Source organism: Pseudomonas sp. m6p, assembly GCF_055760375.1.
The window spans coordinates 512,733-538,998 of sequence record NZ_CM147084.1; the positions used below are offsets into that span (position 1 = coordinate 512,733).

General features: G+C 59.6%; 27 protein-coding genes and 2 tRNA genes. 16 read left to right on the forward strand and 13 right to left on the reverse strand.

The features are described 5' to 3' along the window. Positions 1-2 precede the first annotated feature (2 nt). The 9 genes from ACYZUM_RS02345 to recX all read left to right on the forward strand — a co-directional run bounded on the left by ACYZUM_RS02345 (position 3) and on the right by recX (position 6,116). On the forward strand, positions 3-923 hold the full coding sequence (locus tag ACYZUM_RS02345) for a gp53-like domain-containing protein (RefSeq protein ID WP_108181854.1): 921 nt from the start codon (positions 3-5) through the stop codon (positions 921-923). Between the two features lie 2 nt (positions 924-925). Then, entirely contained in the window at positions 926-1,366 is a 441-nt protein-coding gene (locus ACYZUM_RS02350) for a phage tail assembly chaperone (protein WP_108181855.1), read from the forward strand. A gap of 32 nt (positions 1,367-1,398) precedes the next feature. Beyond that, positions 1,399-2,601 carry a carbohydrate binding domain-containing protein gene (locus tag ACYZUM_RS02355; protein ID WP_041072234.1) on the forward strand — a complete coding sequence of 401 codons (1,203 nt, stop codon included), beginning with the start codon at positions 1,399-1,401 and terminating at the stop codon, positions 2,599-2,601. Between the two features lie 9 nt (positions 2,602-2,610). Then, positions 2,611-2,829, forward strand: a complete 219-nt coding sequence (locus tag ACYZUM_RS02360; RefSeq protein ID WP_041072232.1) for a hypothetical protein — start codon at positions 2,611-2,613, stop codon at positions 2,827-2,829. Between the two features lie 33 nt (positions 2,830-2,862). Beyond that, a complete protein-coding gene (locus tag ACYZUM_RS02365) occupies positions 2,863-3,429 on the forward strand; it encodes a glycoside hydrolase family 19 protein (RefSeq protein WP_108181856.1) in 567 nt (188 codons plus the stop codon). Beyond that, positions 3,408-3,926, forward strand: coding sequence for a lysis system i-spanin subunit Rz (locus ACYZUM_RS02370; protein ID WP_108181857.1), 519 nt, complete (start codon positions 3,408-3,410; stop codon positions 3,924-3,926). Before ACYZUM_RS02365 ends, ACYZUM_RS02370 begins: the two co-directional genes overlap by 22 nt. Before the next feature lie 68 nt (positions 3,927-3,994). Continuing rightward, a complete protein-coding gene (locus ACYZUM_RS02375; protein ID WP_108181858.1) occupies positions 3,995-4,495 on the forward strand; it encodes a CinA family protein in 501 nt (166 codons plus the stop codon). 83 nt (positions 4,496-4,578) lie between these two features. Beyond that, positions 4,579-5,637: a recombinase RecA gene (gene recA / locus ACYZUM_RS02380; protein ID WP_003222269.1), complete on the forward strand. Its 1,059-nt coding sequence runs from the start codon at positions 4,579-4,581 to the stop codon at positions 5,635-5,637. Between the two features lie 8 nt (positions 5,638-5,645). Beyond that, complete coding sequence (recX, locus tag ACYZUM_RS02385) at positions 5,646-6,116, forward strand: recombination regulator RecX (protein WP_108181859.1); 471 nt, start codon at positions 5,646-5,648, stop codon at positions 6,114-6,116. Between the two features lie 56 nt (positions 6,117-6,172). Here the strand turns inward: recX and ACYZUM_RS02390 are convergent, their stop codons facing one another. Continuing rightward, complete coding sequence (locus ACYZUM_RS02390; protein ID WP_108181860.1) at positions 6,173-7,291, reverse strand: LOG family protein; 1,119 nt, start codon at positions 7,289-7,291, stop codon at positions 6,173-6,175. Between the two features lie 358 nt (positions 7,292-7,649). Between ACYZUM_RS02390 and ACYZUM_RS02395 the strand changes: the two genes are divergently transcribed. Continuing rightward, the gene (locus ACYZUM_RS02395) at positions 7,650-7,844 is read left to right on the forward strand and encodes a hypothetical protein (RefSeq protein WP_041072222.1); all 195 of its coding nucleotides are present in this window, start codon (positions 7,650-7,652) and stop codon (positions 7,842-7,844) included. On the opposite strand, the gene ACYZUM_RS02400 is transcribed toward ACYZUM_RS02395, so the two are convergent. After that, complete coding sequence (locus ACYZUM_RS02400; RefSeq protein WP_041072220.1) at positions 7,845-8,270, reverse strand: PA3611 family quorum-sensing-regulated virulence factor; 426 nt, start codon at positions 8,268-8,270, stop codon at positions 7,845-7,847. It abuts the gene before it with no gap. 189 nt (positions 8,271-8,459) lie between these two features. Between ACYZUM_RS02400 and ACYZUM_RS02405 the strand changes: the two genes are divergently transcribed. The 3 genes from ACYZUM_RS02405 to ACYZUM_RS02415 all read left to right on the forward strand — a co-directional run bounded on the left by ACYZUM_RS02405 (position 8,460) and on the right by ACYZUM_RS02415 (position 10,518). Beyond that, positions 8,460-9,206: a tRNA-uridine aminocarboxypropyltransferase gene (locus ACYZUM_RS02405; protein WP_262948024.1), complete on the forward strand. Its 747-nt coding sequence runs from the start codon at positions 8,460-8,462 to the stop codon at positions 9,204-9,206. Positions 9,207-9,430: 224 nt separating this feature from the next. After that, on the forward strand, positions 9,431-10,081 hold the full coding sequence (gene erdR, locus ACYZUM_RS02410) for a response regulator transcription factor ErdR (protein WP_041072218.1): 651 nt from the start codon (positions 9,431-9,433) through the stop codon (positions 10,079-10,081). Positions 10,082-10,155: 74 nt separating this feature from the next. After that, positions 10,156-10,518 (forward strand): diacylglycerol kinase, encoded by a 363-nt coding sequence (locus ACYZUM_RS02415; protein ID WP_042607041.1) that lies wholly within the window; start codon positions 10,156-10,158, stop codon positions 10,516-10,518. On the opposite strand, the gene ACYZUM_RS02420 is transcribed toward ACYZUM_RS02415, so the two are convergent. Continuing rightward, positions 10,515-11,441 (reverse strand): LysR family transcriptional regulator, encoded by a 927-nt coding sequence (locus tag ACYZUM_RS02420; protein ID WP_007964377.1) that lies wholly within the window; start codon positions 11,439-11,441, stop codon positions 10,515-10,517. The two genes, ACYZUM_RS02415 and ACYZUM_RS02420, sit on opposite strands and share 4 nt — an antisense overlap. A gap of 133 nt (positions 11,442-11,574) precedes the next feature. On the opposite strand from ACYZUM_RS02420, the gene fpr reads away from it, so the two are divergent. Further along, positions 11,575-12,354: a ferredoxin-NADP reductase gene (gene fpr / locus ACYZUM_RS02425; protein WP_003222277.1), complete on the forward strand. Its 780-nt coding sequence runs from the start codon at positions 11,575-11,577 to the stop codon at positions 12,352-12,354. 182 nt (positions 12,355-12,536) lie between these two features. Here the strand turns inward: fpr and tsaA are convergent, their stop codons facing one another. From tsaA to rimO, 5 genes are all read right to left on the reverse strand, one after another. After that, complete coding sequence (gene tsaA, locus ACYZUM_RS02430) at positions 12,537-13,235, reverse strand: tRNA (N6-threonylcarbamoyladenosine(37)-N6)-methyltransferase TrmO (protein WP_108181862.1); 699 nt, start codon at positions 13,233-13,235, stop codon at positions 12,537-12,539. A gap of 9 nt (positions 13,236-13,244) precedes the next feature. Beyond that, the gene (locus ACYZUM_RS02435; RefSeq protein ID WP_108181863.1) at positions 13,245-13,712 is read right to left on the reverse strand and encodes a YehS family protein; all 468 of its coding nucleotides are present in this window, start codon (positions 13,710-13,712) and stop codon (positions 13,245-13,247) included. Between the two features lie 72 nt (positions 13,713-13,784). Next, the gene (locus ACYZUM_RS02440; RefSeq protein ID WP_108181864.1) at positions 13,785-14,495 is read right to left on the reverse strand and encodes an rRNA pseudouridine synthase; all 711 of its coding nucleotides are present in this window, start codon (positions 14,493-14,495) and stop codon (positions 13,785-13,787) included. A gap of 157 nt (positions 14,496-14,652) precedes the next feature. Continuing rightward, positions 14,653-15,126 carry a GNAT family N-acetyltransferase gene (locus ACYZUM_RS02445; RefSeq protein WP_108181865.1) on the reverse strand — a complete coding sequence of 158 codons (474 nt, stop codon included), beginning with the start codon at positions 15,124-15,126 and terminating at the stop codon, positions 14,653-14,655. A 201-nt stretch (positions 15,127-15,327) separates the two neighbouring features. Then, positions 15,328-16,665, reverse strand: a complete 1,338-nt coding sequence (gene rimO / locus ACYZUM_RS02450) for a 30S ribosomal protein S12 methylthiotransferase RimO (protein ID WP_047292002.1) — start codon at positions 16,663-16,665, stop codon at positions 15,328-15,330. Between the two features lie 349 nt (positions 16,666-17,014). Here rimO and ACYZUM_RS02455 point away from each other — a divergent pair, with 349 nt between their 5' ends. Next, positions 17,015-18,856: a potassium transporter Kup gene (locus tag ACYZUM_RS02455; RefSeq protein ID WP_411157854.1), complete on the forward strand. Its 1,842-nt coding sequence runs from the start codon at positions 17,015-17,017 to the stop codon at positions 18,854-18,856. Between the two features lie 441 nt (positions 18,857-19,297). Here the strand turns inward: ACYZUM_RS02455 and ACYZUM_RS02460 are convergent, their stop codons facing one another. The 4 genes from ACYZUM_RS02460 to ACYZUM_RS02475 all read right to left on the reverse strand — a co-directional run bounded on the left by ACYZUM_RS02460 (position 19,298) and on the right by ACYZUM_RS02475 (position 23,870). After that, positions 19,298-20,590, reverse strand: a complete 1,293-nt coding sequence (locus tag ACYZUM_RS02460; protein WP_108181868.1) for a virulence factor family protein — start codon at positions 20,588-20,590, stop codon at positions 19,298-19,300. Then, positions 20,590-23,229, reverse strand: coding sequence for a bifunctional lysylphosphatidylglycerol flippase/synthetase MprF (mprF, locus tag ACYZUM_RS02465; RefSeq protein WP_108181869.1), 2,640 nt, complete (start codon positions 23,227-23,229; stop codon positions 20,590-20,592). The genes ACYZUM_RS02460 and mprF overlap by 1 nt, the downstream gene beginning before the upstream one ends. 279 nt (positions 23,230-23,508) lie before the next feature. Then, a tRNA-Met gene (locus ACYZUM_RS02470) sits at positions 23,509-23,585 on the reverse strand. Positions 23,586-23,793: 208 nt separating this feature from the next. Further along, positions 23,794-23,870 (reverse strand) — tRNA-Met (locus ACYZUM_RS02475). 280 nt (positions 23,871-24,150) lie between these two features. Between ACYZUM_RS02475 and dinB the strand changes: the two genes are divergently transcribed. Beyond that, positions 24,151-25,212 carry a DNA polymerase IV gene (dinB, locus tag ACYZUM_RS02480; RefSeq protein ID WP_047292012.1) on the forward strand — a complete coding sequence of 354 codons (1,062 nt, stop codon included), beginning with the start codon at positions 24,151-24,153 and terminating at the stop codon, positions 25,210-25,212. 85 nt (positions 25,213-25,297) lie between these two features. On the opposite strand, the gene ACYZUM_RS02485 is transcribed toward dinB, so the two are convergent. Continuing rightward, the gene (locus ACYZUM_RS02485; protein WP_027614341.1) at positions 25,298-26,251 is read right to left on the reverse strand and encodes a hypothetical protein; all 954 of its coding nucleotides are present in this window, start codon (positions 26,249-26,251) and stop codon (positions 25,298-25,300) included. Positions 26,252-26,266 lie beyond the last annotated feature (15 nt).

Genomic DNA, 26,266 nt, shown 5'->3' on the forward strand with positions numbered 1-26,266 from the left:
CCTTGGACTATCCCAAGAGTGTGCCCAGTGTCGGACTGGTGAATGGACAATTTGCTGATGAGGACCCGGTTGCCGGCAAACCTGGTTCGCTGATTCCGGCGACATGGGGCAATGGCGTTACGCAGGAAATTCTTAATGTGGTGCAAGCGGCCGGCATGACGCCGAATGAGTCAGCCAATAATCAGTTGCTCGCTGCGCTGCGCAGCCCGACGCTGTTCAACACAGCACCGCAGTTTGATAGCGGACGCTCGGCGGCAACTGCGCAATTTGTACAACGAGCGTTGGGCAGTCATGCGAGTGCTCGCGGGATATCCGCAGCGACTCAGTTGACGCTGGCCGATGTCGGTTCCTCGATTGGTCTGGGCGGCACAGTGACTTATACCGTGACGCTTCCGGACGCAGCCTCGGCGCCGGATGGCGCGACGATCAGTCTGCATTGCCGCAACGCAGGCTCGGTCATGGTAGCCAGCAAAACCGGCTCACAAATCAGCCCTCAAGGGGCTTACGTGGCGTCGATCGTGATGAACGCCGGTGAGAGTGCGAACTTCGTCAGGGAGTCTGGTACTTGGGTGGTTTATGGCACGGCTACGTTGAAGCACTGCGCCTCCTACGGCGCTCAGTTCACCACGCCGGGTTATCAGAAATTCCCCAGCGGATTGATCCTGCAATGGGTCGTCGGTGGCTCTGACGCCAACGGCAACATGACGCTTTCACTGCCGATCAAGTTTCCGTCGGCCATTTTGGGTGGCGTCGCCAATGAGGCAAATCCGACAGGCTGGAGTGCCGCAAATGCGACCGTCTGGGCGTTCGATCTGGGGTTATCGACCACCACTCAGGTGGTGGCGCGGGTTCGCAACATTGATTCCACAGGGATCAAGCCATCGACGGGAATTTCGGGTCGCATTCTGGTTTGGGGAGTTTGACCATGGCTATTTACTTTTACGCACAAACGCTTGGATTTGACCGGGTTGAAAATCCTGGAGCGGAACCTCCAGCAGGCGCAGTGGAAATCACTCAGGCCCAATACATTGAGCTATTCGCCGGGCAGGCCGCAGGCAAAGTCATCAGCGCCACTGCCACAGGTCAGCCAGTCCTTGGCGAGCCGCAAGTCTCCCCAGTGGCGCTGATTGCCCTGGAGCGCGGCTGGCGCAATAACGTTCTGCAGAGCACTCAATGGCTGGTTCTTCGCGATGCCGAAGAACTGGAAATGGGCGAGGGCACCACCCTGCGCAGCGAAGAATTCAAACAACTCCTGACGTACCGTCAGGCACTGCGCGACTGGCCTGACAATCCGGATTTCCCGAACATACGTTCGCGGCCGGTTGAACCTGACTGGCTGGAAGGCTTGCTGCAGGCCAATGGTTGAGCGGTTTGCTGAGCAACCGAGGATAAATAAACATGGATTACCCAAAAAGTGTCCCGGGCTCCGGCCTGGTCGACGGCAAATTTGTCGACGAAGACGCCATCGCCGGAACACCGGGATCGCTGATCCCGGCCAGTTGGGGCAACAGTGTTACTCAGGAAATACTCAACGCCATCACCGCGGCCGGTTTGAAACCGGATGAAGCACAAACCGATCAGTTGGCGCAGGCCATCCGCCAATTATCGAAGCCTGACCCACTGCAGCAGTTTCCGGTGCAGGTCTATCGCCGGAATGTGCTGATCAATGGCGGCTTCGATATCTGGCAGCGCGGAACGACCAACCAAGGCCCCAATATCGGTGGGTATGTAGCCGATCGTTTTCGCTGTGACTGGAATGGCAATGCTGCCGTGGCCATTTCTCGCCAGGATTTTGCCCCTGGCCAGACAGACGTGGCAGGTGAGCCGAGCTATTTCTTGCGCTGGCAGCAAACCACGGCGGGCGTTGGCGCTACCGAGCACAAGATTTCCCAAGGCGTTGAATCGGTCAGGACTCTGGCTGGAAAAACCGCCACCGTGACATTTTGGGCGCGCTCCGACGCCGCGCGCCCGTTGAAGGTAACCATCGGTCAGTACTTCGGCAACGGTGGTTCGGAAGCCGTCGTCAAAGTGGTCGATGTCTTTGCATTGAACACTGCATGGACCAAATACAGCGCGACGTTTCAGGTGCCAGTGATCGCGGGAAAAATGCTCGGCACCAATGATTACTTGCGGTTGGCTTTTGATCTGCCACTTAACGTTTTGCAAACCGTGGATCTTGCACGGGTTCAACTCGAGGAGGGACCGGTTTCCACGCCGTTCGAATATCGTCCTGTTGGTGAAGAGCTGATGTTGTGTCAGCGCTACTTCGAGAAGTCGTTTGCCAGTCGTTTACCGATTCGTGCAAACAATGGTGTCGTAACCTGCATCGTTACGTTCACTCAGGCTGCGGCCGGGAATACCGGTCAATACGGCATGGTTATAGACATGCAGGTTCAGAAGAGAGTGCAACCCACCGTCGTCCTGTATTGCCCCGGAAATGAAAGCAGTCAGGTCTGGAACTACTCGCAGGGTGTGGCATGCACGGGGACCACGGTGCAAAGTGTGACACAGCGAAGTTTCGCCATCGGCACCGTGACGCCTGTGAGCAGTCAGCCCGGTAACGGATTGCAGATTGAATGGACAGCGGACGCTGAAATCTAGGGGTAGCTCATGACATATCAACTGACCGCCTGTGGTGTATTGCGCGTTGAAGATGCCGCGTTTATTCCACAGGACACGACCAATCGCGACTGGCTTGAGTATCAGCAATGGCTGTTAACCGGCGGACAGGTGCTGCCATCGAATGACGCACTCGAAGAGTCTGTACCCAACAACACCCTGACAACTCTGGCAAAAAAATGGCTGGGGGCCGTTGCTCGCCAACCATGATTCAATCGGAGCATCCAGGGAGGATTACGCATCATGCAAATAACTGAAGACAACCTTAAAACCATCATGCCCAACGCCCGCTCCCAAGCGGGCGTTTTTGTTTCTGCACTAAATAGCGCAATGACTCGCCGCCATATCGACTCGCCAAAACGTATCGCTGCGTTTCTCGCGCAGATCGGTCACGAGTCCGGCCAGTTGCAATACGTGCGCGAGCTGGGCAACAACCAGTACCTGAGCAAATACGACACCGGCACGCTGGCCTTGCGTCTGGGTAACACGCCCGAGGCTGACGGCGACGGGCAGAAGTACCGCGGTCGCGGGCTGATCCAGATCACCGGGCGCAGCAACTATCGCCAGTGCAGCCTCGGCCTGTTCGGCGATGAGCGTCTGCTGTCCTTGCCTGAGTTGCTTGAGCAACCGCAATGGGCAGCGGAATCGGCGGCATGGTTCTGGGAACAGAACGGCCTGAACGATCTGGCCGATCGCGATCAGTTCAACAGCATCACTCGCCGAATCAACGGCGGGTTGAATGGTCTGCAGGATCGGCTGGATATCTGGGCGCGGGCGAGGGCGGTGCTATGTCCATCTCCTGGCGCCTGATCGGCATTTTGCTGCTGGCTGCGGTGGCCGCTGCGCTGGCCTGGCAGTTTCAGGACTGGCGTTACGGGCGACAACTCGCGGAGCAGGCGCGGTTAAACGCCGACACTCTCAATCAGCTGAATGTGGCCGCAGCCAGCGCGCAGCAGATCGAGCAGGATAAACGTCTGGCCCTCGAGCGACGCCTGGCGGCCAGTGAACAAACCCACTATCGAGCCATGAGCGATGCACAACGTGATCAAGATCGCCTGCGCGATCGTCTTGCCACTGCTGATCTGCGCCTGTCAGTCCTCATCGACGCCGGCGACGCTGCCCAAGGCTGCGGGGTGCCAGCCACCGCCGGCCCCGGCGGCGTGGATCATGCAGCCGTACGCGCCCGACTTGACCCGGCGCATGCTCAACGAATTATCGCCATCACCGACACCGGCGACCGCGGACTGATTGCTCTGCAGGCCTGTCAGGCCTATGTCAGAGCGCTGGCGCCCGAACATTTTGAATGAGTCTGTGTATTGAAAGCGCAACCGGGTCGTGTACGGTGGTAGTCATTCCACCCGATTCGGAGCGCACCGTGAAAGAGATCACTCAACTGGCTGCCGAGCTTGGCCGACGTTTGCAGTTGCTCAACGCCCACGTCACCACGGCCGAGTCGTGTACCGGTGGCGGGATTGCCGAGGCGATCACGCGGATTCCCGGGAGTTCGGCGTGGTTCGAGGCCGGTTACGTGACCTACTCCAACCGGCAGAAGACCCAGCAACTGAATGTGCCCGCCGACTTGTTCGGTACGGTGGGTGCGGTCAGTCGCGAAGTCGTCGAGTCGATGGTGCGGGGCGCGCAGAAAAACAGCCTGGCGCGGTTTGCCGTCGCCGTCAGCGGCGTGGCCGGGCCCGATGGCGGTACACCGAACAAGCCGGTGGGCACGGTGTGGCTGGCGTGGGGCGTGGGCGATGCGATTTCCAGCGAGGTTCAGCACTTCCCCGGCGGCCGCGACGAAGTGCGCCGACAAACGGTGAAGGCCGCGCTAGAGGGGCTGTTGCGACTAGCGGCACGAGAAATCGAAAATCAGGGGTAGGCGATCCGCGAACGCTGTGGAATAATACTGGCTACTTATACAGGTGTTGGCCGTCAGGCCTTATTGATTACGTGAGGACTTTAATGGACGACAACAAGAAGAAAGCCTTGGCTGCGGCCCTGGGTCAGATCGAACGTCAATTCGGCAAGGGTGCCGTAATGCGTATGGGCGATCAGGACCGTCAGGCGATCCCGGCCATCTCCACCGGCTCTCTGGGTCTGGACATCGCACTCGGCATCGGCGGTCTGCCAAAAGGCCGTATTGTTGAAATCTACGGTCCTGAATCTTCCGGTAAAACCACACTGACACTGTCCGTGATCGCCCAGGCTCAAAAAGCCGGTGCGACCTGCGCCTTCGTCGACGCCGAACACGCCCTCGACCCTGAGTACGCCGGCAAGCTGGGCGTCAACGTCGACGACCTGCTGGTTTCGCAGCCGGACACCGGCGAACAGGCTTTGGAAATCACCGACATGCTGGTGCGCTCCAACGCCGTCGACGTGATCATCGTCGACTCCGTGGCGGCACTGGTACCGAAGGCTGAAATCGAAGGCGAAATGGGTGACATGCACGTGGGCCTGCAAGCCCGTCTGATGTCCCAGGCGCTGCGTAAAATCACCGGTAACATCAAGAACGCCAACTGCCTGGTGATCTTCATCAACCAGATCCGCATGAAGATCGGCGTGATGTTCGGCAGCCCGGAAACCACCACCGGTGGTAACGCGCTGAAGTTCTATGCTTCGGTCCGTCTCGACATCCGCCGTACCGGCGCGGTGAAGGAAGGCGACGAAGTGGTCGGCAGCGAAACCCGCGTCAAGGTTGTGAAGAACAAGGTGGCTTCGCCGTTCCGTCAGGCCGAGTTCCAGATCCTTTACGGCAAAGGCATCTATCTCAATGGCGAAATGATCGACCTGGGCGTGCTGCACGGTTTCGTCGAGAAGTCCGGCGCCTGGTATGCCTATGAAGGCACCAAGATCGGTCAGGGCAAGGCCAACTCGGCCAAGTTCCTGGCAGACAACCCGGAAGTCGCTGCCAAGCTCGAGAAGCAGCTGCGTGACAAACTGCTGTCGCCAGCAGTGATTGCGGACTCCAAGGCCTCTGCGGTCAAAGAGACCGAAGATGACCTGGCTGACGCTGATATCTGATCGCAGCGATGACCACCGCTGTACTGGATACCCTCGTCGCGGTGCGGCGAACCGCCATGGACCTGCTTGCTCGACGCGAGCACGGTCGAGTTGAGCTGACGCGTAAACTGCGTCAGCGCGGCGCTGAGGCGGAAATGATCGAAACAGCCCTCGACCGGTTGACGGAAGAGGGGCTGCTTTCTGAATCCCGTTACCTTGAAAGCTTTGTTTCCTACCGTGCCCGCTCCGGTTATGGCCCCTTGCGCATTCGCGAAGAGCTGGGTCAGCGTGGTTTGCAACGCGCCGACATCGAACTCGCACTGCGTGAGAGCGGTATCGACTGGCAGGAGCAGCTTCGGGATACATGGCAGCGCAAGTTCTCCGGACATTTGCCGATTGATGCCAAGGAGCGTGCCAAACAAGGTCGATTCCTCGCCTATCGGGGCTTTTCGATGGAGATGATCAACCGCTTGTTCAGCGGCAGAGGGATGGACGACTAAGTCGGTTTAAATAGAAACGGCCCGCTATGAAAATAGCGGGCCGTTTTTTTTTGCCTTCAAATAACCTTCGAAGGTTCGCGTGTGCGATGTGTGGTCTGCGGTTTGCTATGGGCCCAATTTTCCGGAAGGTTGATGTAATCCACCAGTTCCCTGAGTCGGCCGTGGTCCCGGGCGTTGAAGGCGAACGCCAGCCGCACCAGATGGCTGTACTGCGCTTCGTCGTGTTCTTCACCGCTGTAGGCGTGTTGATGGAACTGGTCGCTCAGACACAGATCGGCGAAAGCCTCCTGCATATGCGCCAATGCCTGGTCGCTGAGCTTATGGTGCATACGAATAACGAACTGACGCTTGAGCCAGCGGCTGGAGTGGAAGTTGCTATAGAACTGGTTGATTTGCTGCACCGCCTCATCGACGTTATAGACCAGTCGCATCAGTTTCAGGTCGGTGGGCAGGATGTAGCGGTTTTCTTCAAGTTGCTGGCGAATGAAATCCAGTGCTCCCTGCCAGAACGTTCCACCCAGTGTATCCAGCAATACCACAGGCACCAGAGGACTTTTGCCGGTCTGGATCAATGTCAGGACTTCCAGTGCTTCGTCCAGTGTTCCAAACCCGCCAGGGCACAGCACCAGCGCATCGGCTTCCTTGACGAAGAACAGTTTGCGGGTGAAGAAAAAATGGAACGGCAGCAGGTTGCCTGTGCCGTCCACAGTCGGGTTGGCATGCTGTTCGAAGGGCAGGGTGATATTGAATCCGAGGCTGTGGTCACGTCCGGCACCCTCGTGCGCGGCTGCCATGATTCCGCCACCAGCGCCGGTGATGACCATCATGTCTGAACGTGTCAGGGCCGCGCCGAGTTCCCGGGCCATTGCATACAGTGGATGCTCGACCGGCGTGCGTGCCGAGCCGAACACGGTGACTTTGCGTCGCCCCTTGAATTGTTCCAGCACCCGGAACGCCTGCTCCAGTTCGCGCAGGGCCTGCAGGGTGATCTTGGCGTTCCAGCGGTTGTGATCTTCCTGGGCCATGCGCAGCACGGTCAGGATCATGTCGCGATAGATCGGCAGGTTCGGGCTGTTGGGAGAAACCTGGTTGAGTTGTTCTTCGACCTTGTTGATGAGGTCGGGAAGTTGTTCCTGAAAATGCCGGCTGAGCAGGTCATTCGGTTGGTAAGGCATTCAACGTCTCCTTCTGCACAGAGCTTGTGGCCCTGACGTGCGGCGTCAGTGCCGCGCTGCAAAAAAACACACACTCGGCAGCTCCTTGTCCTGCCGTGAACAGATGATCGGGAATACTTTGAATCTAGACCCTCGCGAGCCATTGCGCTGAGTTGATCATTACGCCGCGCAGTCTTTTTCTGGCAGCCGTTGGGTGTCATTGGCAAAGAATGTTCACCGCTCGTCCGAACGTACGCCGTAGAGCAATCGCTCTGATTTACTAACTTACAGGCACTGTACGACAGCTTGGAGTCAGCCGCCGTACGCAGGGTGCGCGCTTTTCAGGGATTCGCGGGTAGCAGGCAAGGAGGCGGGATAGATGGCCAGAGTGGTTCTGGAAATCGATACGCAGCTGTATCGGATGTTGAAAGCATCAGCCGAGGCCAATCAAGTCAGTCTCGAAGAGGAGTGCTGCCGACGTCTGGCAGGTGGTGAACGGCGTTCACGCTATTTACAGGCCCTGGTGGCCGAATTGCGCGCCGAGGATGAACAGCGGCGCGCCAATACCCGGTGATTACTTCTTCTTCGCCGGGGCTGCTTTCGGGCAATCGGAATCCTGATAGCTGGCCGAGCCGATGGCTTTGTTGGTTTTATATTCAGTGAAGTCGTAACGCATGACCGCGCCTTTGGCCATCAGCTTGCGGTACGACGGGTTATTGCACACCGAAGCACCCAGCTGGAAATACACCGCTTTTGGATCAGCGCGCATCTTTTCGGCGTGGCTGGCCTGTACGCTCAGGTGGTTGATCAGGGTGATGCCTTCAACGGTGTAGCCCTGATCGAGAATGTCTTCGTTGATCGCCCGTGGCGTACCAACGCTGCTTTGTTCGGCGATGTTGCGCAGTTCTTTGTTCAGATTCTGCTCTTTCAACGACGCCGCTTGTGCGCTGAAGGACAACGCCAGCGCGATGGCGGCGGTGGGAACGATTAGGCGCAGCATGAAACTCTCCTGATTCAGTGACTGGTGGTTCGACCAGCCCTGTGGCTGTGCGTTCAGTGGCGCCGGATTATAGGGGAGCCGGTCGGGACGGTACAGGTTTGCGCTCGCCGCTCTGGTAAACTGCCGGCCTTTATTACCTTGCCGAGTGCTGTGCGTGTCGAGTTTTCCTGCTGTGGTGCGTTGCCTGTGATCAAACATGCCCCCAACGCTGTAGCCCGTTTGCGCGACCAGCGCGAGGACGAGGGCATCAAGCCGATTCAGGCCCGAGGTTTTCGCTCCGAACGTTGCCGCGACTGCCGGGTGATCATCAGCCATTGCCTGTGCGCCTGGCGACCAACGGTCGAGTCCCGTTCCGGCGTGTGCCTGATCATGACCGGCAAGGAAGTGTTCAAACCGAGCAACACCGGCTGGCTGATTGCCGATGTGGTACGCGACAACCACGCGTTCATCTGGTCGCGCACCGAGCCTGACTCGCAGATGCTCGCGCTGCTCAACGACCCGCAATGGCAGCCGTACCTGGTATTTCCCGGCGAATACGTAGAACCGTCACGGGTGACCAACACCGTCGCCGTCGATAGCAGCAAGCGTCCATTGTTCATTCTGCTGGATGCGACTTGGACCGAGGCGCGCAAGATCTTCCGCAAGAGTCCGTATTTCGATCGCTTGCCCATTCTCAGCCTGTTGCCCGACAGACTCTCGCGTTATCGCCTGCGTCGCTCCACCCGTAGCGAACACCTGTGCACCGCCGAAGTCGCGGCGTTGTGCCTGGAGCTGGCAGGGGACAGCGATGCGGCTTCGGCACTGGACGCGTATTTCGATGTGTTCAGCCAGCATTACCTGGGCGCCAAACAACAGCTGGACATGAACGAGTCGACCCCGGCGCACGCCGAGTTGTTGCCTTATATACGAAAGCCGCAGGCAGTGTTGGCGCCATAGTGGCCCATACTTCACGCAGCGGCGGCCGTGCTGCTTGACCACCCCGGCTTCGCTGGGCATGCTTGGCGCCGATTAGGGTGCGGCCAAGGTTTGAAACGCCGTGTTTGCTTGTGATTGGCGTTGAACGTGCCCCTGTGGATAGCGCTGTGCAGCGCTCTCTTGAGTTGCTTTGGCGAGGCTCGAATGCGTCGGGTCTGCCATCAAAAAACAGGATCATTTGAAAAATGGCCACATACGACATCCTGATTGCCGATGATCACCCTCTGTTTCGTAGCGCACTGCATCAAGCGGTGACGCTGGGCCTTGGCCCGGATGTACGACTGGTGGAGGTGGCGAGCATCGCCGAGCTGGAAGCACGCCTGACGGAAAAATCCGACTGGGATCTGGTCCTGCTGGACCTGAACATGCCCGGCGCGTTCGGGTTTTCCGGTCTGGTCATGTTGCGCGGGCAGTACCCGCAGATTCCGGTGGTGATGGTCTCGGCGCAGGAAGAGGCCTCGGTCATGGTCAAGTCCCGCGAGTTCGGTGCCAGCGGCTTTATTCCCAAGTCCAGCGACCTGAGCATGATCCAGCAAGCCGTGCGCAAGGTGCTCGATGGCGATGTGTTCTGGCCACCGCAGGCGTTCGAAGCGGTCAGTGTCTCCGCCGAAGCCAAAGCTGCCAGCGACGGCCTTGCCAGCCTGACCCCGCAACAGTTCCGCGTATTGACCATGGTCTGTGAAGGCCTGCTGAACAAGCAGATTGCCTATGAGCTGAACGTGTCCGAAGCGACCATCAAGGCTCACGTTACAGCGATCTTTCGCAAGTTGAACGTACGCACCCGGACACAGGCTGCATTACTTCTGCAACAACTTGAGTCAATTCCGAGCCAATAAAGGCTGGCGTCTTCACGCTTTTTTGACTTTTGTTGCTCTAGCTTTCCCACTCCTTTCTGGTTGGTTTTTACCTTATGTCACCTTTCAAGGGCCAGACCGGCCTGAAACGCATCCTCAACGCTTCCGGTTACTCGCTGGACGGCCTGCGCGCAGCCTTCACCGGCGAAGCGGCATTCCGCCAACTGGTGCTGCTCAATGTGGTGCTGATTCCGCTGACGTTCTTCCTGAATGTCAGCCGCGTCGAACAGGCAGTGCTGATCGCCGTCTGCCTGCTGGCGCTGATCGTCGAGTTGTTGAACTCGGCAGTAGAAGCGGCGATTGACCGCATTTCCCTGGAACTTCACCCACTGTCCAAGAATGCCAAGGACATGGGCAGCGCTGCGCAATTCGTAGCCCTGAGCATGATTGCCCTGGTGTGGGCGGTGATTCTGCTTTAAGCGATACTTGGCAAGACGATCTCGTCGCTGCGCTGCACCCCGGCGGTGAAAGCGCGGCACAGATCGAGAAATTCGCGCATGGCCGACGTCTGATATTTCTGCTTGTGCCAGATGAAGTAAAACTGTCGCGCCAGATCCAGATCAGGCGTTTCCACCGCCACCAGGCTGCCGCGCCGAAACGCATCGCGCAGCGCCAGCCGCGAAATACAGCCAATCCCCAATCCTGATTCCACCGCGCGTTTGATCGCTTCAGTGTGTTCCAGCTCCAGGCGGATATTCAGTGCACTGCGATGGTGACGCATGGCCTGATCGAACGTCAGCCGCGTACCGGAGCCTTGTTCGCGCAGAATCCACGCTTCGTGTGTCAACTCTTCCATGGTCGCGCTGCCGCGTTTGGCCAACGGATGTTGCGGTGCGCAGAACACCACCAGCTCATCTTCGACCCAGCTCTGCACTTCGATGTCCGGATGGCTGCAGTCACCTTCGATTAGACCCAGATCAATTTCGTAGTGAGCGACTTGATGCACGATATTGGCCGTGTTCTGCACATGCAGCTTTACCTGGCTTTCGGGATGACGCTGCATGAAGCCGCCGATCAACAGGGTCGCCAGGTAATTGCCGATGGTCAGGGTGGCACCCACCGACAGTGAGCCGAAACCGGATTTGCCATTGAGCAGGTCTTCGATTTCCTTGGACTGATCAAGCAGGGCCACGGCTTGCGGCAGCAGCTGTTTGCCCAGCGCGTTGAGGCTCAGGCGTTTGCCGGCGCGGTCGAACAGCTGGCAGCTGGACTGGCGCTCCAGTTCGGTAATAGAGGTGCTTGCCGCCGATTGCGAGAGGTTGAGCAGACCCGCAGCACGGGATACGCTTTCCTGCTGGGCGACGGCGACGAAGACTTGCAGTTGACGAAGAGTAAATCGCATATCGATATAACCGATAACCCTTATCTTAATAATCCAGTTAACAGATATTGTCGTCGCTATTAGAATGCGTTGCAATTGCGCACTGTCGGCCGCAACGGCGAGCGCAGACCCAATATCCAGGAGTCCCACGTACATGAGCAACATGAACCACGAGCGTGTCCTCAGTGTTCATCACTGGAACGACACTCTGTTCAGCTTCAAGTGCACCCGCGATCCGGGCCTGCGCTTCGAGAACGGTCAGTTCGTGATGATCGGCCTGCAACAGCCAAATGGCCGCCCGCTTATGCGCGCTTACTCGATCGCCAGCCCGAACTGGGAAGAGCATCTCGAGTTCTTCAGCATCAAAGTGCCTGATGGTCCGCTGACTTCGCAGCTGCAGCACCTGAAAGAAGGCGACGAGATCATCATCTCGAAGAAGCCTACCGGCACCCTGGTACTGGACGACCTGAACCCGGGCAAGCACCTGTATCTGCTGAGCACCGGCACGGGTCTGGCGCCGTTCATGAGCGTGATTCAGGACCCGGAAACCTACGAGCGCTTTGAAAAAGTGATCCTGGTGCACGGCGTGCGCTACGTCAACGAAGTCGCCTATCGCGAGTTCATCACCGAGCACCTGCCGCAGAACGAGTTCTTCGGTGAAGCGCTGCGTGACAAGCTGATCTACTACCCGACCGTGACCCGCGAGCCGTTCGAGAACCAGGGCCGTCTGACCGACCTGATGCGCAGCGGCAAGCTGTTCAGCGACATCGGCCTGCCACCGATCAACCCGCAGGACGACCGCGCGATGATCTGCGGCAGCCCGAGCATGCTCGACGAGACCAGCGAAGTGCTCGACAGCTTCGGCCTGAAGATCTCGGCGCGGATGCGCGAGCCGGGTGATTACTTGATCGAGCGCGCGTTCGTCGAGAAGTAAGCCCCAAGAAAAAGCCCCCATTGCCGGCGAAGGCAATGGGGGCTTTTTCATGCCCGAAATATTTTCTTCCTTCCTGCCTGCCACAATCCATGTAGGAGCTGCCGCAGGCTGCGATCTTTTGATCTTGAAAAGGCAAAATCAAAAGATCGCAGCCTGCGGCAGCTCCTACATTGAGCGAGGTCTCAGGTGTTGGCCGGGATGACTTCCAGTACGCAAATCTGCTCCGGCGTCGGGTAATGCCAGCGCACGTCCAGATCCCAGAACTGCGCACCGTACTCGCGCTCCGGCGCCGGCGTCTGATACGCCGGGCGCGGATCCTGGGCCAGACACTGCTCGATCAACTCGACCAGAGGCTCGTCAAGGCGCTGAGCATGGCCGTGCGCCTGTTGCAGCGCGGCGTCTGTCCACTGCACGTCAATCAGCTGTGGCGCGGCGCTGGCGATGCTGTTGGAGGCTTCGGGGATGATATCGGCGTAAGGCACATAGGGTTTGATGTCGAGGATCGGCGTGCCGTCGAGCAGGTCGATGCCCGAGATGAACAGCCGATGCGCCTCGACCTTGTCCAGCTTTACCACCGACTGGCCGATGCCATTAGGACGGTGAGTGGCGCGGGTGGCGAACACGCCCATGGACTTGTTGCCACCCAGACGTGGTGGGCGCACTTTCAGGCGCGGCTTTTCTTCCAGCGCCTGATGAAACAGGAACAGCAGCCAGACATGGCTGACCTGCTCCAGCCCTTGCACGGCGTCTCCCTGATCGAACGGCGCCACCAGCTCCAGCACGCCACGGGCGGCGGGGGCCAGTTGTGGCTGGCGCGGAATGGCGAACTTCTCCTTGAAGCAGGAGCGCACAAAACCAATGGGGGAGACGCTGTATGTCATGTTGCGTGATCAGCCACGAACGCGCAGGGTCAGGCCCTTGAGGAAATTGCGCAGCAACTGATCGCCGCACGGGCGGTAGTTGGTGTGGCCGACCTTGCGGAACAGCGCGCTCAGCTCAGGCTTGGACACCGGGAACTCGGCAGCCTTGAGGATCGCGTGCATGTCGTCTTCCTTCAGTTCGAAAGCCACGCGCAGCTTTTTCAGAATGATGTTGTTGGTCACCGGCACTTCGATCGGCTGCGGTGGACGACTTTCGTCCTTGCCACGCTTGAAGATCACCAGGCCATCGAGGAAGTGCGCCATGACCTCGTCCGGGCAGCGCACGAAGCCTTCTTCGTCTTCTTCTTTCTTGTCGAGGTACGCGACGACGTCTTTCAGCTCCACGTCCATGCCGCCGAGCTTGATGATCTCGATGACTTTCTTGTCGCTGATGTCGAGCATGTAGCGCACGCTGCGCAATACGTCGTTATGAATCATGTGGGTCATCCTGATAATCGTTGTGGGCAACGTGCAGGCACGCTGCCGGAATGTGTGGCGGCAACAGAGGTGTCAGAACTTCTCTTTGCCGGACAGGTAGCGCCATTGGCCCACCGGAACCTTGCCGATCGACACGCCGCCGATGCGGATGCGGCGGATGCCGACGACCTTCAGGCCAACCGCTTCGCAGAACTGCGCGATGATCCCCGGCTGCGGGTTCTTCATGGCGAAGCGCAGGCGGTTTTCGTTCTGCCAGCTGGCCTTGACCGGCGGCAGCTCCTTGCCCTTGTGGGTCAGACCATGCTGCAGGCGATTGAGGCCGTGGGCAACCATGTCACCGTCGACCTCGACTACGTATTCTTGCTCGATCTTGGCCGCATCGGCAGTCAGTTTGCGCAGCACTTTCCAGTCCTGAGTGAATACCAGCAGGCCGCTGGCCTTGGGCTGCAGGTCGGCGCTGGCGGTCAGGCGCAGGAAGTGTCCGCGCAACGGACGTTTGCCGTAGCGGTGCTCTTCGCTGAGGGTGTCGGCGCTGAGCGATTGCATGGCGGTGTCGACGTCCATACCGGCCGGCACGTTGAGCAGAATCGTGACCGGCTCCGGCGCGGTGGCCTTGGCGTCCTTGTCGAGTTCGACCTTCTGGTCGCCGACCTTGAACTGCGGTTCGTCGATCACTTCGCCGTCCACGGTGACCCAGCCGCCCTCGATGAACAGCTCGGCCTCCCGGCGGGAGCAACCGACCAGTTCGATGAGGCGTTTGGAGAGGCGAATCGGGTCAGTCATGACAGGGCCGTAACAAAAAAGGGGTGGGCATTGTACCTGCCTGGCGCCGGTTAAGCCCGGTTCCATTTGTAGGAGCTGCCGAAGGCTGCGATCTTTTGATCTTCACAAAGCAAAAGATCGCAGCCTTCGGCAGCTCCTACAGTGGGATTGTGGTGAGTCAGGCATGGCTTGAGCGCTGCTGGTTCTGGCGCAAGCGCATATGCAGCAGCGGATACGGCTGGCCCATGCCGTCGACTTCCGAGCGGCCGATCACTTCAAAACCCTGTTTGAAGTAAAACCCCAGCGCCTGCGGGTTCTGTTCGTTGACGTCCAGTTCATCGGCATTCAGATGTTGCATGGCGTAGTTGAGCAGTTTCTTGCCCAAACCCTGGCCGCGATGCTCGGGATCGATGAACAGCATTTCGATCTTGCCCGCCGCCACGCCGGCAAACCCGGTGATGCGCTGGTTGGCGTCCTTGGTACAGATCAACATCACCGCATCCAGGTAACGGGTGAGCACCAGATTGCGCAGCAATTCGATGTAGCTGTCCGGCAGAAAGTCATGGGTCGCGCGGACCGAGGCCTCCCAGACCCGGGTCAGTTCCTGATAGTCGCTGAGTTTCGGCGTGTGAATGACCGAATGCTGACGCATGCCCGTCGCCTCTTTCCAGTGGATAAGCGGGATTCCTTCCCACAGCAAACAATAGCCGTAAAAAAGCCCCGCATCTCGTAAAAAGTGCGAGGCTTTTGATATCTGCGCATTCCCTGTAGGCGCTGTCGAGTGAAACGAGGCTGCGATCTTTTCAAGATCAAAAGATCGCAGCCTTTGGCAGCGCCTACGGGTGTGCGGCGTTTAGATCTGCTCAGCCCACAGGTCGTATTCGTCAGCGTCAGTCACCTTGCACCAGACCTTGTCGCCCGGCTTGAGGTTGCTGCCGTTGTCGATGAACACGTTGCCGTCGATTTCCGGGGCATCGAAGAAGCAGCGGCCGACGGCGCCTTGCTCGTCGACTTCGTCCACCAGCACTTCGATCTCGCGGCCGATGCGCATTTGCAGGCGTGCCGAGCTGATCGCCTGCTGGTGCGCCATGAAACGCTCCCAACGGTCTTGCTTGACGTCGTCCGGGACCACTTCCAGGTCCAGGTCATTGGCCGGCGCGCCATCGACTGGTGAGTACTGGAAGCAACCGACGCGGTCGAGCTGGGCTTCGGTCAGCCAGTTCAGCAGGTACTGGAAATCTTCTTCGGTTTCGCCCGGGAAGCCGACGATGAAGGTCGAACGGATGATCAGGTCCGGGCAGATCTCGCGCCAGTTCTTGATCCGCGCCAGCGTCTTGTCTTCGAACGCCGGGCGTTTCATCGACTTCAGGACTTTCGGGCTGGCGTGCTGGAACGGGATGTCCAGGTACGGCAGGATCTTGCCGGCGGCCATCAGCGGGATCAGCTCGTCAACGTGCGGGTACGGGTAAACGTAGTGCAGACGCACCCACACGCCCAAGGTGCTCAGCGCTTCGCAGAGTTCGGTCATGCGGGTTTTCACCGGCGCGCCGTTCCAGAAACCGGTGCGGTATTTCACGTCGACACCGTAGGCGCTGGTGTCTTGCGAAATCACCAACAGCTCTTTGACGCCGGACTTGACCAGGCGCTGGGCTTCGTCGAGCACATCACCCACCGGACGGCTGACCAGTTTGCCGCGCATCGACGGGATGATGCAGAAGCTGCAGCTGTGGTTGCAGCCTTCGGAAATCTTCAGGTACGCGTAGTGGCGCGGGGTCAGCTTGATGCCTTGCGGCGGCACCAGGTCGATCAGCGGGTTGTGGTCCTGTTTCGGCGGCACCACTTCGTGCACCGCGTTGACCACTTGTTCGTACTGCTGCGGACCGGTCACGGCCAGCACGCTCGGGTGTACGTCGCGGATGTTGCCTTCTTCCACGCCCATGCAACCGGTGACGATGACCTTGCCGTTTTCCTTGATCGCTTCACCGATTACTTCCAGCGACTCAGCCTTGGCCGAGTCGATGAAACCGCAGGTGTTGACGACTACAACGTCGGCGTCCTGATAAGTGGACACCACGTCATAACCTTCCATGCGCAGCTGGGTCAGGATGCGCTCGGAGTCGACCAGTGCTTTCGGGCAACCCAGAGATACAAAGCCAACCTTTGGATTGGCCGGCGCAGGAGTGGTGGACATGTCTAACCTCGGTGTTTTGTGACGTCGCTTGCCGTGTGGGAAAGTCGACGGACGGGCGCTCAGGGTGCGCCTCTGATCAAAAAGTGCGCAATTCTAGCGATGAGCAACGCACTTGACCAGCTTTATGCAGGGAAATACGACGAGTGCTGCGCTATGCTTCGCGCCGTTGAGCTTTACCGTTTTTTTACAGTCAACAAAACGACTGTAACAACAGGTAAAACAGCGCATGCTGCACCACAAAGCATAGTGCTTCATTCAAAGAAGCCGGTTTGAGAATCAGGAGTGTTGGATGGGTCAGGCAAGTAGTCAGGCGGCGGGCGCCGAGCATTCGGCTGCAAAACCGCTGAGCATGCTGGTCGCGGCAGTCGGGGTGGTTTACGGCGACATCGGCACGAGCCCTTTGTACACCCTCAAAGAAGTGTTTTCCGGCGCATACGGCGTACCCGTCAATCACGATGGAGTGCTGGGCATTCTGTCGTTGATCTTCTGGTCGCTGATCTGGGTCGTTTCAATCAAATACATGATGTTCGTCCTGCGCGCCGACAACCAGGGCGAGGGCGGCATCATGGCGCTTACCGCGCTGGCACGTCGTGCGGCGGGCAAGCGCAAGCGGTTGCGTTCGTTGCTGGTGGTGTGCGGGCTGATCGGCGCGGCGCTGTTTTACGGTGACAGCATGATCACCCCGGCGATTTCCGTGTTGTCGGCGATCGAAGGCCTGGGCCTCGCGTTCGACGGCATTGACCACTGGGTGGTGCCGCTGTCGCTGTTGGTGCTGGTCGGCTTGTTCCTGATCCAGAGCCACGGTACGGCGCGGATCGGTATTCTGTTCGGGCCGATCATGGTCACCTGGTTCCTGGTGCTCGGCGCCCTCGGGGCGTATGGCATCAGCCATTACCCGGAAGTGCTGCATGCGCTGAACCCGGTCTGGGCGGTGCGTTTCTTCATGGTGCACGCCGGAATGGGCGTGGCGATCCTCGGCGCGGTGGTACTGGCGCTGACCGGTGCCGAAGCGCTTTACGCCGACATGGGCCACTTCGGCCGCAAGCCGATTGCCCGTGCGTGGTTCCTGCTGGTGCTGCCTGCACTGGTGCTGAACTACTTCGGTCAGGGCGCCTTGCTGCTGGAAAACCCGGAAGCGGCGCGCAACCCGTTTTACCTGCTGGCGCCAAGCTGGGCACTGATTCCGCTGGTGGGGCTGTCGACCCTCGCGACTGTCATTGCCTCGCAAGCGGTGATTTCCGGCGCGTTCTCCCTGACCCGTCAGGCGATCCAGCTCGGTTACATCCCGCGCATGTACATCCAGCACACTTCCAGCGATGAACAAGGCCAGATCTACATCGGCGCGGTGAACTGGTCGCTGATGGTCGGCGTAGTGCTGCTCGTACTCGGCTTTGAATCCTCTGGCGCCTTGGCTTCGGCGTACGGTGTGGCAGTAACCGGCACGATGCTGATGACCACCATTCTGGTGTCGGCCGTCATGCTGCTGCTGTGGAAATGGCCGCCGATTCTCGCGGTGCCGGTGTTGATCGGTTTCCTGTTGGTGGACGGTTTGTATTTCGCCGCCAACGTGCCGAAAATCGTGCAGGGCGGTGCGTTCCCGGTGATCGCCGGTATTGCCCTGTTTGTGCTGATGACCACCTGGAAGCGTGGCAAGCAATTGCTGGTCGAACGCCTTGATGAAGGCGCGCTGCCGCTGCCGATCTTCATCAGCAGCATCCGCGTGCAACCGCCGCACCGCGTGCAGGGCACTGCGGTGTTCCTCACCGCACGCTCCGACGCCGTGCCGCATGCGCTGTTGCACAACCTGCTGCACAATCAAGTGTTGCACGAGCAAGTGGTGCTGCTGACCGTGGTCTACGAAGACATCCCGCGCGTGCCGCCATCGCGGCGCTTCGAAGTCGAGGCCCACGGCGAAGGCTTCTTCCGGGTGATCCTGCACTTCGGCTTCACCGACGAGCCGGACGTGCCGCAGGCACTGAAGCTATGCCATCTGGATGATCTGGACTTCAGCCCGATGCGCACCACTTACTTCCTCAGCCGCGAAACGGTGATCGCCTCGAAACTCGAAGGCATGGCCCGTTGGCGCGAGGCGCTGTTCGCGTTCATGTTGAAGAATGCCAACGGTAACCTGCGGTTCTTCAATCTGCCGCTCAACCGGGTGATTGAGTTGGGGACGCAGGTGGAGATGTAGCCGCGCCCTAACTGGAAAGCCCCCGTCGGCCCTTTGGCTGGCGGGGGCTTTTTTGTGCCCGCACATAAACCTCAAGTCCACCACAAATCCCCTGTGGGAGCTGGCTTGCCAGCGATGAGTCCGGCACATCAAGAATCAATGTCGACTGACTCACCGCCATCGCTGGCAAGCCAGCTCCTGCAAGGTTATGAGGTGCATTCAGGCAGATCGGCTTCGGATTCGGTTATCGTCCGCGCAGGTCGTGGGCACTAAACATCTGGCACTGATTTCCTGTGGGAGCGAGCCTGCTCGCGAAGGTGTAGTGTCAGTCGACGAATATGTTAACTGACTCACCGCTTTCGCGAGCAGGCTCGCTCCCACAGGGGATTTTGGTGGCGGCTGGAATGTAAAAAGCCCCCGCAAGCGTAAGGCTGCGGGGGCTTTTTGTTTGGCCGGCTCAGATCACTCTGCCGGCTGATCCTTGCTCTGACGCTTCTCGATCAAGTCCACCAGGCGCTTGGCCAGCGCCGGGTAGTTCTCGTCGAAGTGGTGGCCGCCGGGCAGTTTTACCGCTTCGCCGACGGCAGTCTTGTCGGTGCAGCCGCTTTCGTCGGTCTCTTCGGCGCCGTAGATGCACACCACTTTGGCGGCGGGCAGCTTGGCCATTTCCGGGCCGGTGGCGGCTTCTTTGCCGGCGTTGCCGAGCCAGCCTTCGACTTCGATTTCGAAGCTGCCGGTGCGGGCGAAGGCCAGCAGGATGATGGCGTCGACGCGTTGCTGCTCGGTGTCTGGCAGGCGGTTGTAGATCGCCGGCAGGACGTCGGCACCGAACGAGTAACCGGTCAGGATGAAGCGCTTGGTGCCCCATTTCTGCCGGTAGTGTTGCATCAGTTCGGTCAGATCCAGCGCGCTTTGCTCAGGGCTCTTGTGCTGCCAGTAGTAGCGCAGGGTGTCGATGCCGACCACCGGGTAGCCAATCTTGGCCATCTCGCCGGCGACGTCGCGGTCGAGGTCGCGCCAGCCGCCGTCACCGGAGAGGAACAGGGTCACGGTGTCCTTGGCCTGACCGGCTGGCACTTCAACCACCGGGATCGCCAGACCACCATTGGCCTTGTCGCCGCCGACGAGGATCTTGCGCAGTTCGTTGTTCAGCACCTGCGGCAGGTTGATGTCGTAGTCGCTGATGCTGGTTTCGGCGTTCGGTTGATCGCGCACGAAACCGGCGCTGGTGTCGTCCGGGTTGTCGTTCCATGCCACCAGCCAATGGCCATGAGCCGCGGACTTCGGCAGCAGGTGAGTGCAGCCGGGTTTTTCCAGCGCCAGGTCGACCGAGATCGCCTGGGCCTTGTCGTCCTTCTGCTCGGACAACCAGCGCCAGGCCAGCACCGCGCCAGGGCCGATACCGCTGACCAGCGTGGCCGGGCCATTCAGTTCGCGCAGGCCGGTTTGCAGGGCGCGGCTTTGTTGCAGGCAGTCCTTGGGCAGAATCACCTGAACGATCTGCGCCGAGGCGCTGCGGCTCAGAGTGCTCAATTGGTTGTCGGTCAGCTTCTGGTCGTCATTGACCGCGACCAGCACCTGAGCCTTGGGCTGGGTGCCGGGAATGACGCGGGTCATGATCGTGCCGTCGGCAGCCGTCAGTGGTTGCAGTGTCGGTTGCGGTGCCGGGCGTTTGAGGTACCAGTAACCGCCGCCGGCAATCACGGCCAGCACGATCAGTGCGGCCAGGATGTACTTCAGGGAGCGTTGAATCATCAGCGTTTCACCAATCCAGTCAAGCCGCCCGCGATCAGGGCAGCAGTATCGGCCAGCGCCACCAGCGGATCGAGTCCGGCGGGCACTGCCATATAACGGGGTTCCCAGTCAGGCTGGAACTTGTCTTTGAAGCGGCGCAAGCCTTGGAAGTTGTACAGCTGCTCACCACGGCGGAAGACCATCGAGCCCAGACGCTGGGTCAGCGGTGCACCTCGCCGGGGTTGCAACCCCGACAACGGCACCATGCCCAGGCTGAAGCGCGCGTATCCGTGACTCTTATAGTGTTGAATCAGGCCGACCATGAGGAACTCCATGGTCAGCTTAGGGGCGTCCGGGTGCGAGCGCATCAGATCGAGGCTGGCCAGGTCATGGCTGTAAGTCTCGAGCAGGTTGGCGAACGCCACCGGGCGGCCCTCGAAGCGAATCACCGCAATGCGGAAATGCTTCAGATAATCGTCGCTGAAACGGCCGAGGGAGAAGCCTTTCTCGCGCACGTTCTTGCCGGTCAGCCACGCATCGGAAATCACTTTCAACTCATCCATCGGCGCCTGGCCCGGCTCATGGATTTCCAGCGACAGACCGTCGCGGGTGCCACGGTTCCAGGTGTAGCGCAGGTCTTTCATCTCCTTGCCCTTGGCTTCCAGGTCAAAGCGATGCAGATCGACCCGGGCTTCTTCGCCGAGCTTGATCGCGGTCAGGCCGATGTCCATGTAGTACGGCAGGTTCTCGGCGCGCACCTGATAGAACACCGGACGGGTGTGATGGATGTCGCACAGGTCGCGGAACTGCCAGATCATCTCGGCACGCTGCTGGCCGGGGCCGATCGGGTCGTACAGCGCCACCAGGCTGCGGCCGCGACGGGCGTACATCAGGAACGCCTCGTCGTTGGGGTGAAACAGCAGCGCCTTGTCACCGGTCAGGGCGAGGCCGCCATCGGGTTGCGACGAGGCCATCAGGATTTTCGCGGCGCGATCCAGTTCGTCCGGGGTGGGCAGATGAATCACCGGGCGTGCGGTGCGCAGCAGCCAGGTCAGGGCGATCACCAGCAACAGCACCGCCGCGCCGAGCAGCGAGCGCAGGCCGCGCGGGGCGTCAGCGTCGAGGGTGAACTGCCACCACAGTTGATGGCTGTACGGCACGTCCTGATAGGCGAACAGCAGCAGCCATGTCGAAGCGCCCAATACACACAGGCTGGCCACCAGATACAGCGGCGAGAACGGCAGTTCGGTCAGGCGACTCGGACGATAGAACGAACGGCGGAACACCCCGAGCAGCGCCGCGGTGAGCGTCATCAGCGTGGCTTCTTCCCAGTCGAAGCCTTTGAGCAGCGACAGCAGGGCGCCGACCAGCAACAGAATAGTGGTCAGCATCCACGCCGCTGACAGGCGACGGCGCAGGCCCTGAGCGAGCAACAGACACAACACGCCAATCAGGCTGGCGCCGAAGTGCGAGGCGTCGACCAGGCGATGCGGGATCAGAAACCCGATGTGTTCAAGGCGCGTATCGATCTCCGGGGTGGCACCGGAAAACAGCAGTACCACGCCGGACAGGAACACCAGCACCGCCAGAATCGGCGCGGCCAGACCGGACGCTGCGCGCATGGTCTGGGTCTGGAACAGGCGCTGGCCTTCGTTGATCAGCAAAAACAGGCAGGCCACCAGCAGCGGCAGCACCACATAGATCAGGCGATACAGCAGCAGGGCGGCGGCCAGCGGCGCGGCGCCGAGGGTGTCAGCGAAAGCGGCCAGCAGGATCGCTTCGAAGACCCCGACCCCGCCCGGCACATGGCTGAGGACGCCGGCGGCCAGGGCCAGCAGGTACACCAGCAGGAAAGCGCCGAACGGCGGGGCTTCCGGCAGCAGCAGATAGAGCACGGTGGCGGCGGCGGCGACGTCGAGGGCGGTGATGATCAGTTGCAGGAAGGTCAGGCGCCGGCCCGGCAGGCGCAATGTGCGGCGACCGACCCTGACCAGCAAGTTGTCGCGGTATGGTTGCTCCGGCAGGCGGCGGCGATAGATGCCGACGGCCAGAATCGCGCCAAGCCCCAGCACCACCGCGGCGATCGTGCCGAGCAGGCCTTCTGACAAACCCAATGCAGTGGAGGCGGCGGGCAGATCGCTCAGGGTCGCGAGGGCGGCCAGCGGAGGCAAGGCGCAACCCAGCGACAGGCTGGCGAACAGCGTCATGTGCGCGACTTCCGATGCCCCCAGACCATGTCGTGCATATAAACGGTAGCGCACCGAGCCGCCGGACAGCAGCGACAGGCCGATGGCGTTGCCAATCGCAAATGCGGTGAAGCCACCCAGCGCCAGAGTGCGCGGCGGTAGTGTCACGCCGGCATAGCGGCTGGCCGACCATTCATAGCCCAGCAATATGATGAAGCCGACTACCGTAGCAGCCACTGCGCCGAGCAGGGCCGGTTTCGGCACCGCCAGGATCGAGTCATGCAGGGCATACAGATCGAGTTCGCTCAGCAGATGGCGGCAGGCAATCAGCGCAATGGCAAACAGCAGCAACGTGACCGCCAGACCGATCGGCTGGCGATATTTGCTCAACCGATCCAGCAAGCGCAGGCGCTCGGGTTTGATCGGATGTTCTGCTGTGACGGTGTCTTGTGAATCAGACGAGTTGGCGCGCATCAATCACCTCTTGGATTGTGCGCGACAGGATGGAGGTATCCAGCCAAGTTACCAATCCCTGTAGAAAAAAATAATCACAAAATACTACGCCTCTCATCCGGGATCGGCGAGGGCGGGTCATGGATTGCAGACGTCTTGCCTGCGACTCAAGCATAGTCGCAACTGGGCGGGTCTGATGATCCTGAGCGTTTCACTGCAGCGTGACAGATCATTGTTGCGAAAGGACTTTTTCCACAGATACAAAAAAGGCCACTCTTTCGAGCAGCCTTTTTTGATGTTTGGTTGCGGGAGCCGGATTTGAACCGACGACCTTCGGGTTATGAGCCCGACGAGCTACCAGACTGCTCCATCCCGCGTCTGTGTGGCGGCATTCTACAGGCGAACGGCGAGGTGTCAACCGCTAATCCCGTAAAGGGTCAAATAAGTGTGAATTTGCGTCAAACGGTCGCAGCGCAACGGTAAGTTTCGGAAATGCAACGAATTCCTGTTTGCTCGACTGCGCGTTGATTGAAAAACAGACGCGCACAAAAAAGGCCACTCTTTCGAGTAGCCTTTTTTGATGTTTGGTTGCGGGAGCCGGATTTGAACCGACGACCTTCGGGTTATGAGCCCGACGAGCTACCAGACTGCTCCATCCCGCGTCTGTGTGTCGGCATTCTACAGAGGATCGCCGGGGTGTCAACCTTGAATCTGGATAAATCTGTTCCTGTTCAATCGGTTAGCGCTTTTTGCAGTGCAGGAGAAGGGCGCGCAGGGCAGGTGGGGCAAGGCTTTCAGCTCTATCGGTCGGTGATTCTCGATTGAGAAAATAAATTCATGGTTGTTTTCCTACAACCTGAAAAGAACCTTCAGACCACTGGTGCTATATACAGGTGTGAGTGAGATACTGCGTTTCCGGCTCGCCATGTTTCCTTTTCTGTCATGACCCAGCGAAAAATCATCCACGTCGACTGTGACTGTTTCTACGCCGCCATCGAGATGCGCGACGACCCGAACCTGGCCGGCAAGCCATTGGCGGTGGGTGGGTCGGCGGATCGGCGTGGAGTGATTGCAACCTGCAACTATGAAGCGCGGGCCTACGGTGTGCGCTCGGCAATGTCATCAGGCCATGCCTTGAAGCTGTGCCCCGACCTGACCATTGTCAAGCCACGCATGGACGCCTATCGCGAAGCCTCGAAGGAAATTCATACGATCTTTCGCGATTACACCGACCTGATCGAACCGCTGTCGCTGGACGAAGCCTATCTCGACGTCTCCGACAGCGCGCATTTTGGCGGCAGCGCCACGCGTATCGCTCAGGATATTCGCCGGCGCGTATCCAATCAGTTGCACATCACCGTGTCTGCGGGTGTGGCGCCGAACAAGTTTCTGGCCAAGATCGCCAGTGACTGGAAGAAGCCCAACGGGCTGTTCGTCATTACTCCGGATCAGGTGGAAGATTTCGTCAGTGGTCTGCCGGTGAGCAAATTGCACGGCGTCGGCAAAGTCACCGCGGACAAGCTGGGCAAACTCGGCATCGCCGATTGCCTGCAATTGCGCGAGTGGGACAAGTTGGCGCTGGTGCGCGAATTCGGCAGTTTCGGTGAGCGACTCTGGAGTCTGGCCCGTGGGATTGATGACCGGCTGGTGCATAACGACAGTCGCCGTCAGTCAATCAGCGTGGAAAACACCTACGACGTCGATCTGCCGGATCTGCGAAGTTGCCTCGACAAGCTGCCGGAACTGCTGGACACCCTGAAAACCCGCATGGAGCGGATCGACAGCAGTTATCGCCCGGGCAAGCCGTTCGTCAAAGTGAAGTTCCATGACTTTACCCAGACCACACTGGAGCAGGCCGGGGCAGGGCGCGATCTGGGCAGTTATCAGTTGATGCTGACGCAGGCGTTCAACCGTGGCGGGAAACCGGTGCGATTGTTGGGCGTGGGGGTCCGGCTGGAGGACTTGCGCGGCGGGTTTGAGCAGATGGAGTTGTTTGAGCGTTAAAAGTCAAAAGATCGCAGCCTGCGGCAGCTCCTACATTGGAATGCGTTCCCTGTAGGAGCTGCCGCAGGCTGCGATCTTTTAAGGCTTAATTCGGTCCAGGATCAGCCACCAGGCGCCCGGCATCCTTGGTCAGCGACTTGAGAAACTCGGCCTGCAATTCAGGATCGTTACGCGTCAGTTCGATCAGGCTTTGCTCCAGTTCGCTGGCTTCTTCTTCCAGACCCAGCTCCGACAGGCGCTTGACTCGGTGGACCCATTGGCTCACTTCGTCGTCTTCCAGATCGTCATAAATCAACCCGTGGGCTTCGAGCAACTTGCTGCGCAAATGACTGCTGATCGCCAGGGACGAATCGCTGTGCACGTCATCCTTGCCGTCTTCGACGCTGATCTGCAGTTTGCCGATGTGATTCAGGTCATTTTCGGCGAACGGACTGTCCAGCAGGTTCAGGCGCAGCACGCCGTTGCGGTCAGTGGTCATGTCGAAGGTCTGCTTGCCGGCCTTGACCTGCACCGGGCGCTCGCTCCACGGCAGGCTCGAATATTCCGTGCGCTTGTCGCGCTGGACTTCATCGATACCGGCCAGGTTCTGTTGTGCACGACCGTGAGACTGCACGTTCATGAACGGGTTGACCCCGGCAATGCCGTAGTTCAGCCAGTCCTTGGTCACGCTGTCCGGCAGATTGCCCAAAGCGAACACGTTGACCACATTGGCACCGATACCAGCGACCACCGCCACTGCACCCAACGGAATCTCATAGATTTCGCGCCAGGGCTGGTAAGGCGTGTAGCGGTCGTAACGGCGTGTGACTTCGAACTCGGTGACTTCGAAGGTCTTCTGTTCGTTGATCTTCACACGTCGTTGCGGCAGCTCGAGCACCTTAGGCTCACCGACATCGATCTGCAGGCTGTGGTCGAGCAGTTTGCGCTCGACCCGCTCTTCGTGCTCGCTGCGCTGTGACATCTGATTGGCACAGCCGCTGACCAGCAGGGCGCCGCACAAGGCGGCGCCACCGAGGCCCAAGGTGTTTCGCTTGAACATGAGGTCTCTATCTGG

Excerpts from the sequence above, each read along its gene's own strand:
- ACYZUM_RS02355 (WP_041072234.1), top strand. The coding sequence starts at position 1,399 with ATGGATTACCCAAAAAGTGTCCCGGGCTCCGGCCTGGTCGACGGCAAA.
- ACYZUM_RS02365 (WP_108181856.1), top strand. The coding sequence starts at position 2,863 with ATGCAAATAACTGAAGACAACCTTAAAACCATCATGCCCAACGCCCGC.
- tsaA (WP_108181862.1), bottom strand. The coding sequence starts at position 13,235 with ATGACATACAGCGTCTCCCCCATTGGTTTTGTGCGCTCCTGCTTCAAG.
- dinB (WP_047292012.1), top strand. The coding sequence starts at position 24,151 with ATGACCCAGCGAAAAATCATCCACGTCGACTGTGACTGTTTCTACGCC.
- ACYZUM_RS02360 (WP_041072232.1), top strand. The coding sequence starts at position 2,611 with ATGACATATCAACTGACCGCCTGTGGTGTATTGCGCGTTGAAGATGCC.
- erdR (WP_041072218.1), top strand. The coding sequence starts at position 9,431 with ATGGCCACATACGACATCCTGATTGCCGATGATCACCCTCTGTTTCGT.
- fpr (WP_003222277.1), top strand. The coding sequence starts at position 11,575 with ATGAGCAACATGAACCACGAGCGTGTCCTCAGTGTTCATCACTGGAAC.
- rimO (WP_047292002.1), bottom strand. The coding sequence starts at position 16,665 with ATGTCCACCACTCCTGCGCCGGCCAATCCAAAGGTTGGCTTTGTATCT.
- ACYZUM_RS02400 (WP_041072220.1), bottom strand. The coding sequence starts at position 8,270 with ATGCTGCGCCTAATCGTTCCCACCGCCGCCATCGCGCTGGCGTTGTCC.
- ACYZUM_RS02445 (WP_108181865.1), bottom strand. The coding sequence starts at position 15,126 with ATGCGTCAGCATTCGGTCATTCACACGCCGAAACTCAGCGACTATCAG.
- ACYZUM_RS02440 (WP_108181864.1), bottom strand. The coding sequence starts at position 14,495 with ATGACTGACCCGATTCGCCTCTCCAAACGCCTCATCGAACTGGTCGGT.
- ACYZUM_RS02395 (WP_041072222.1), top strand. The coding sequence starts at position 7,650 with ATGGCCAGAGTGGTTCTGGAAATCGATACGCAGCTGTATCGGATGTTG.
- ACYZUM_RS02485 (WP_027614341.1), bottom strand. The coding sequence starts at position 26,251 with ATGTTCAAGCGAAACACCTTGGGCCTCGGTGGCGCCGCCTTGTGCGGC.
- ACYZUM_RS02455 (WP_411157854.1), top strand. The coding sequence starts at position 17,015 with ATGCTGGTCGCGGCAGTCGGGGTGGTTTACGGCGACATCGGCACGAGC.
- recA (WP_003222269.1), top strand. The coding sequence starts at position 4,579 with ATGGACGACAACAAGAAGAAAGCCTTGGCTGCGGCCCTGGGTCAGATC.
- ACYZUM_RS02370 (WP_108181857.1), top strand. The coding sequence starts at position 3,408 with ATGTCCATCTCCTGGCGCCTGATCGGCATTTTGCTGCTGGCTGCGGTG.
- ACYZUM_RS02420 (WP_007964377.1), bottom strand. The coding sequence starts at position 11,441 with ATGCGATTTACTCTTCGTCAACTGCAAGTCTTCGTCGCCGTCGCCCAG.
- ACYZUM_RS02415 (WP_042607041.1), top strand. The coding sequence starts at position 10,156 with ATGTCACCTTTCAAGGGCCAGACCGGCCTGAAACGCATCCTCAACGCT.
- recX (WP_108181859.1), top strand. The coding sequence starts at position 5,646 with ATGACCACCGCTGTACTGGATACCCTCGTCGCGGTGCGGCGAACCGCC.
- ACYZUM_RS02460 (WP_108181868.1), bottom strand. The coding sequence starts at position 20,590 with ATGATTCAACGCTCCCTGAAGTACATCCTGGCCGCACTGATCGTGCTG.
- ACYZUM_RS02390 (WP_108181860.1), bottom strand. The coding sequence starts at position 7,291 with ATGCCTTACCAACCGAATGACCTGCTCAGCCGGCATTTTCAGGAACAA.
- ACYZUM_RS02350 (WP_108181855.1), top strand. The coding sequence starts at position 926 with ATGGCTATTTACTTTTACGCACAAACGCTTGGATTTGACCGGGTTGAA.
- mprF (WP_108181869.1), bottom strand. The coding sequence starts at position 23,229 with ATGCGCGCCAACTCGTCTGATTCACAAGACACCGTCACAGCAGAACAT.
- ACYZUM_RS02435 (WP_108181863.1), bottom strand. The coding sequence starts at position 13,712 with ATGATTCATAACGACGTATTGCGCAGCGTGCGCTACATGCTCGACATC.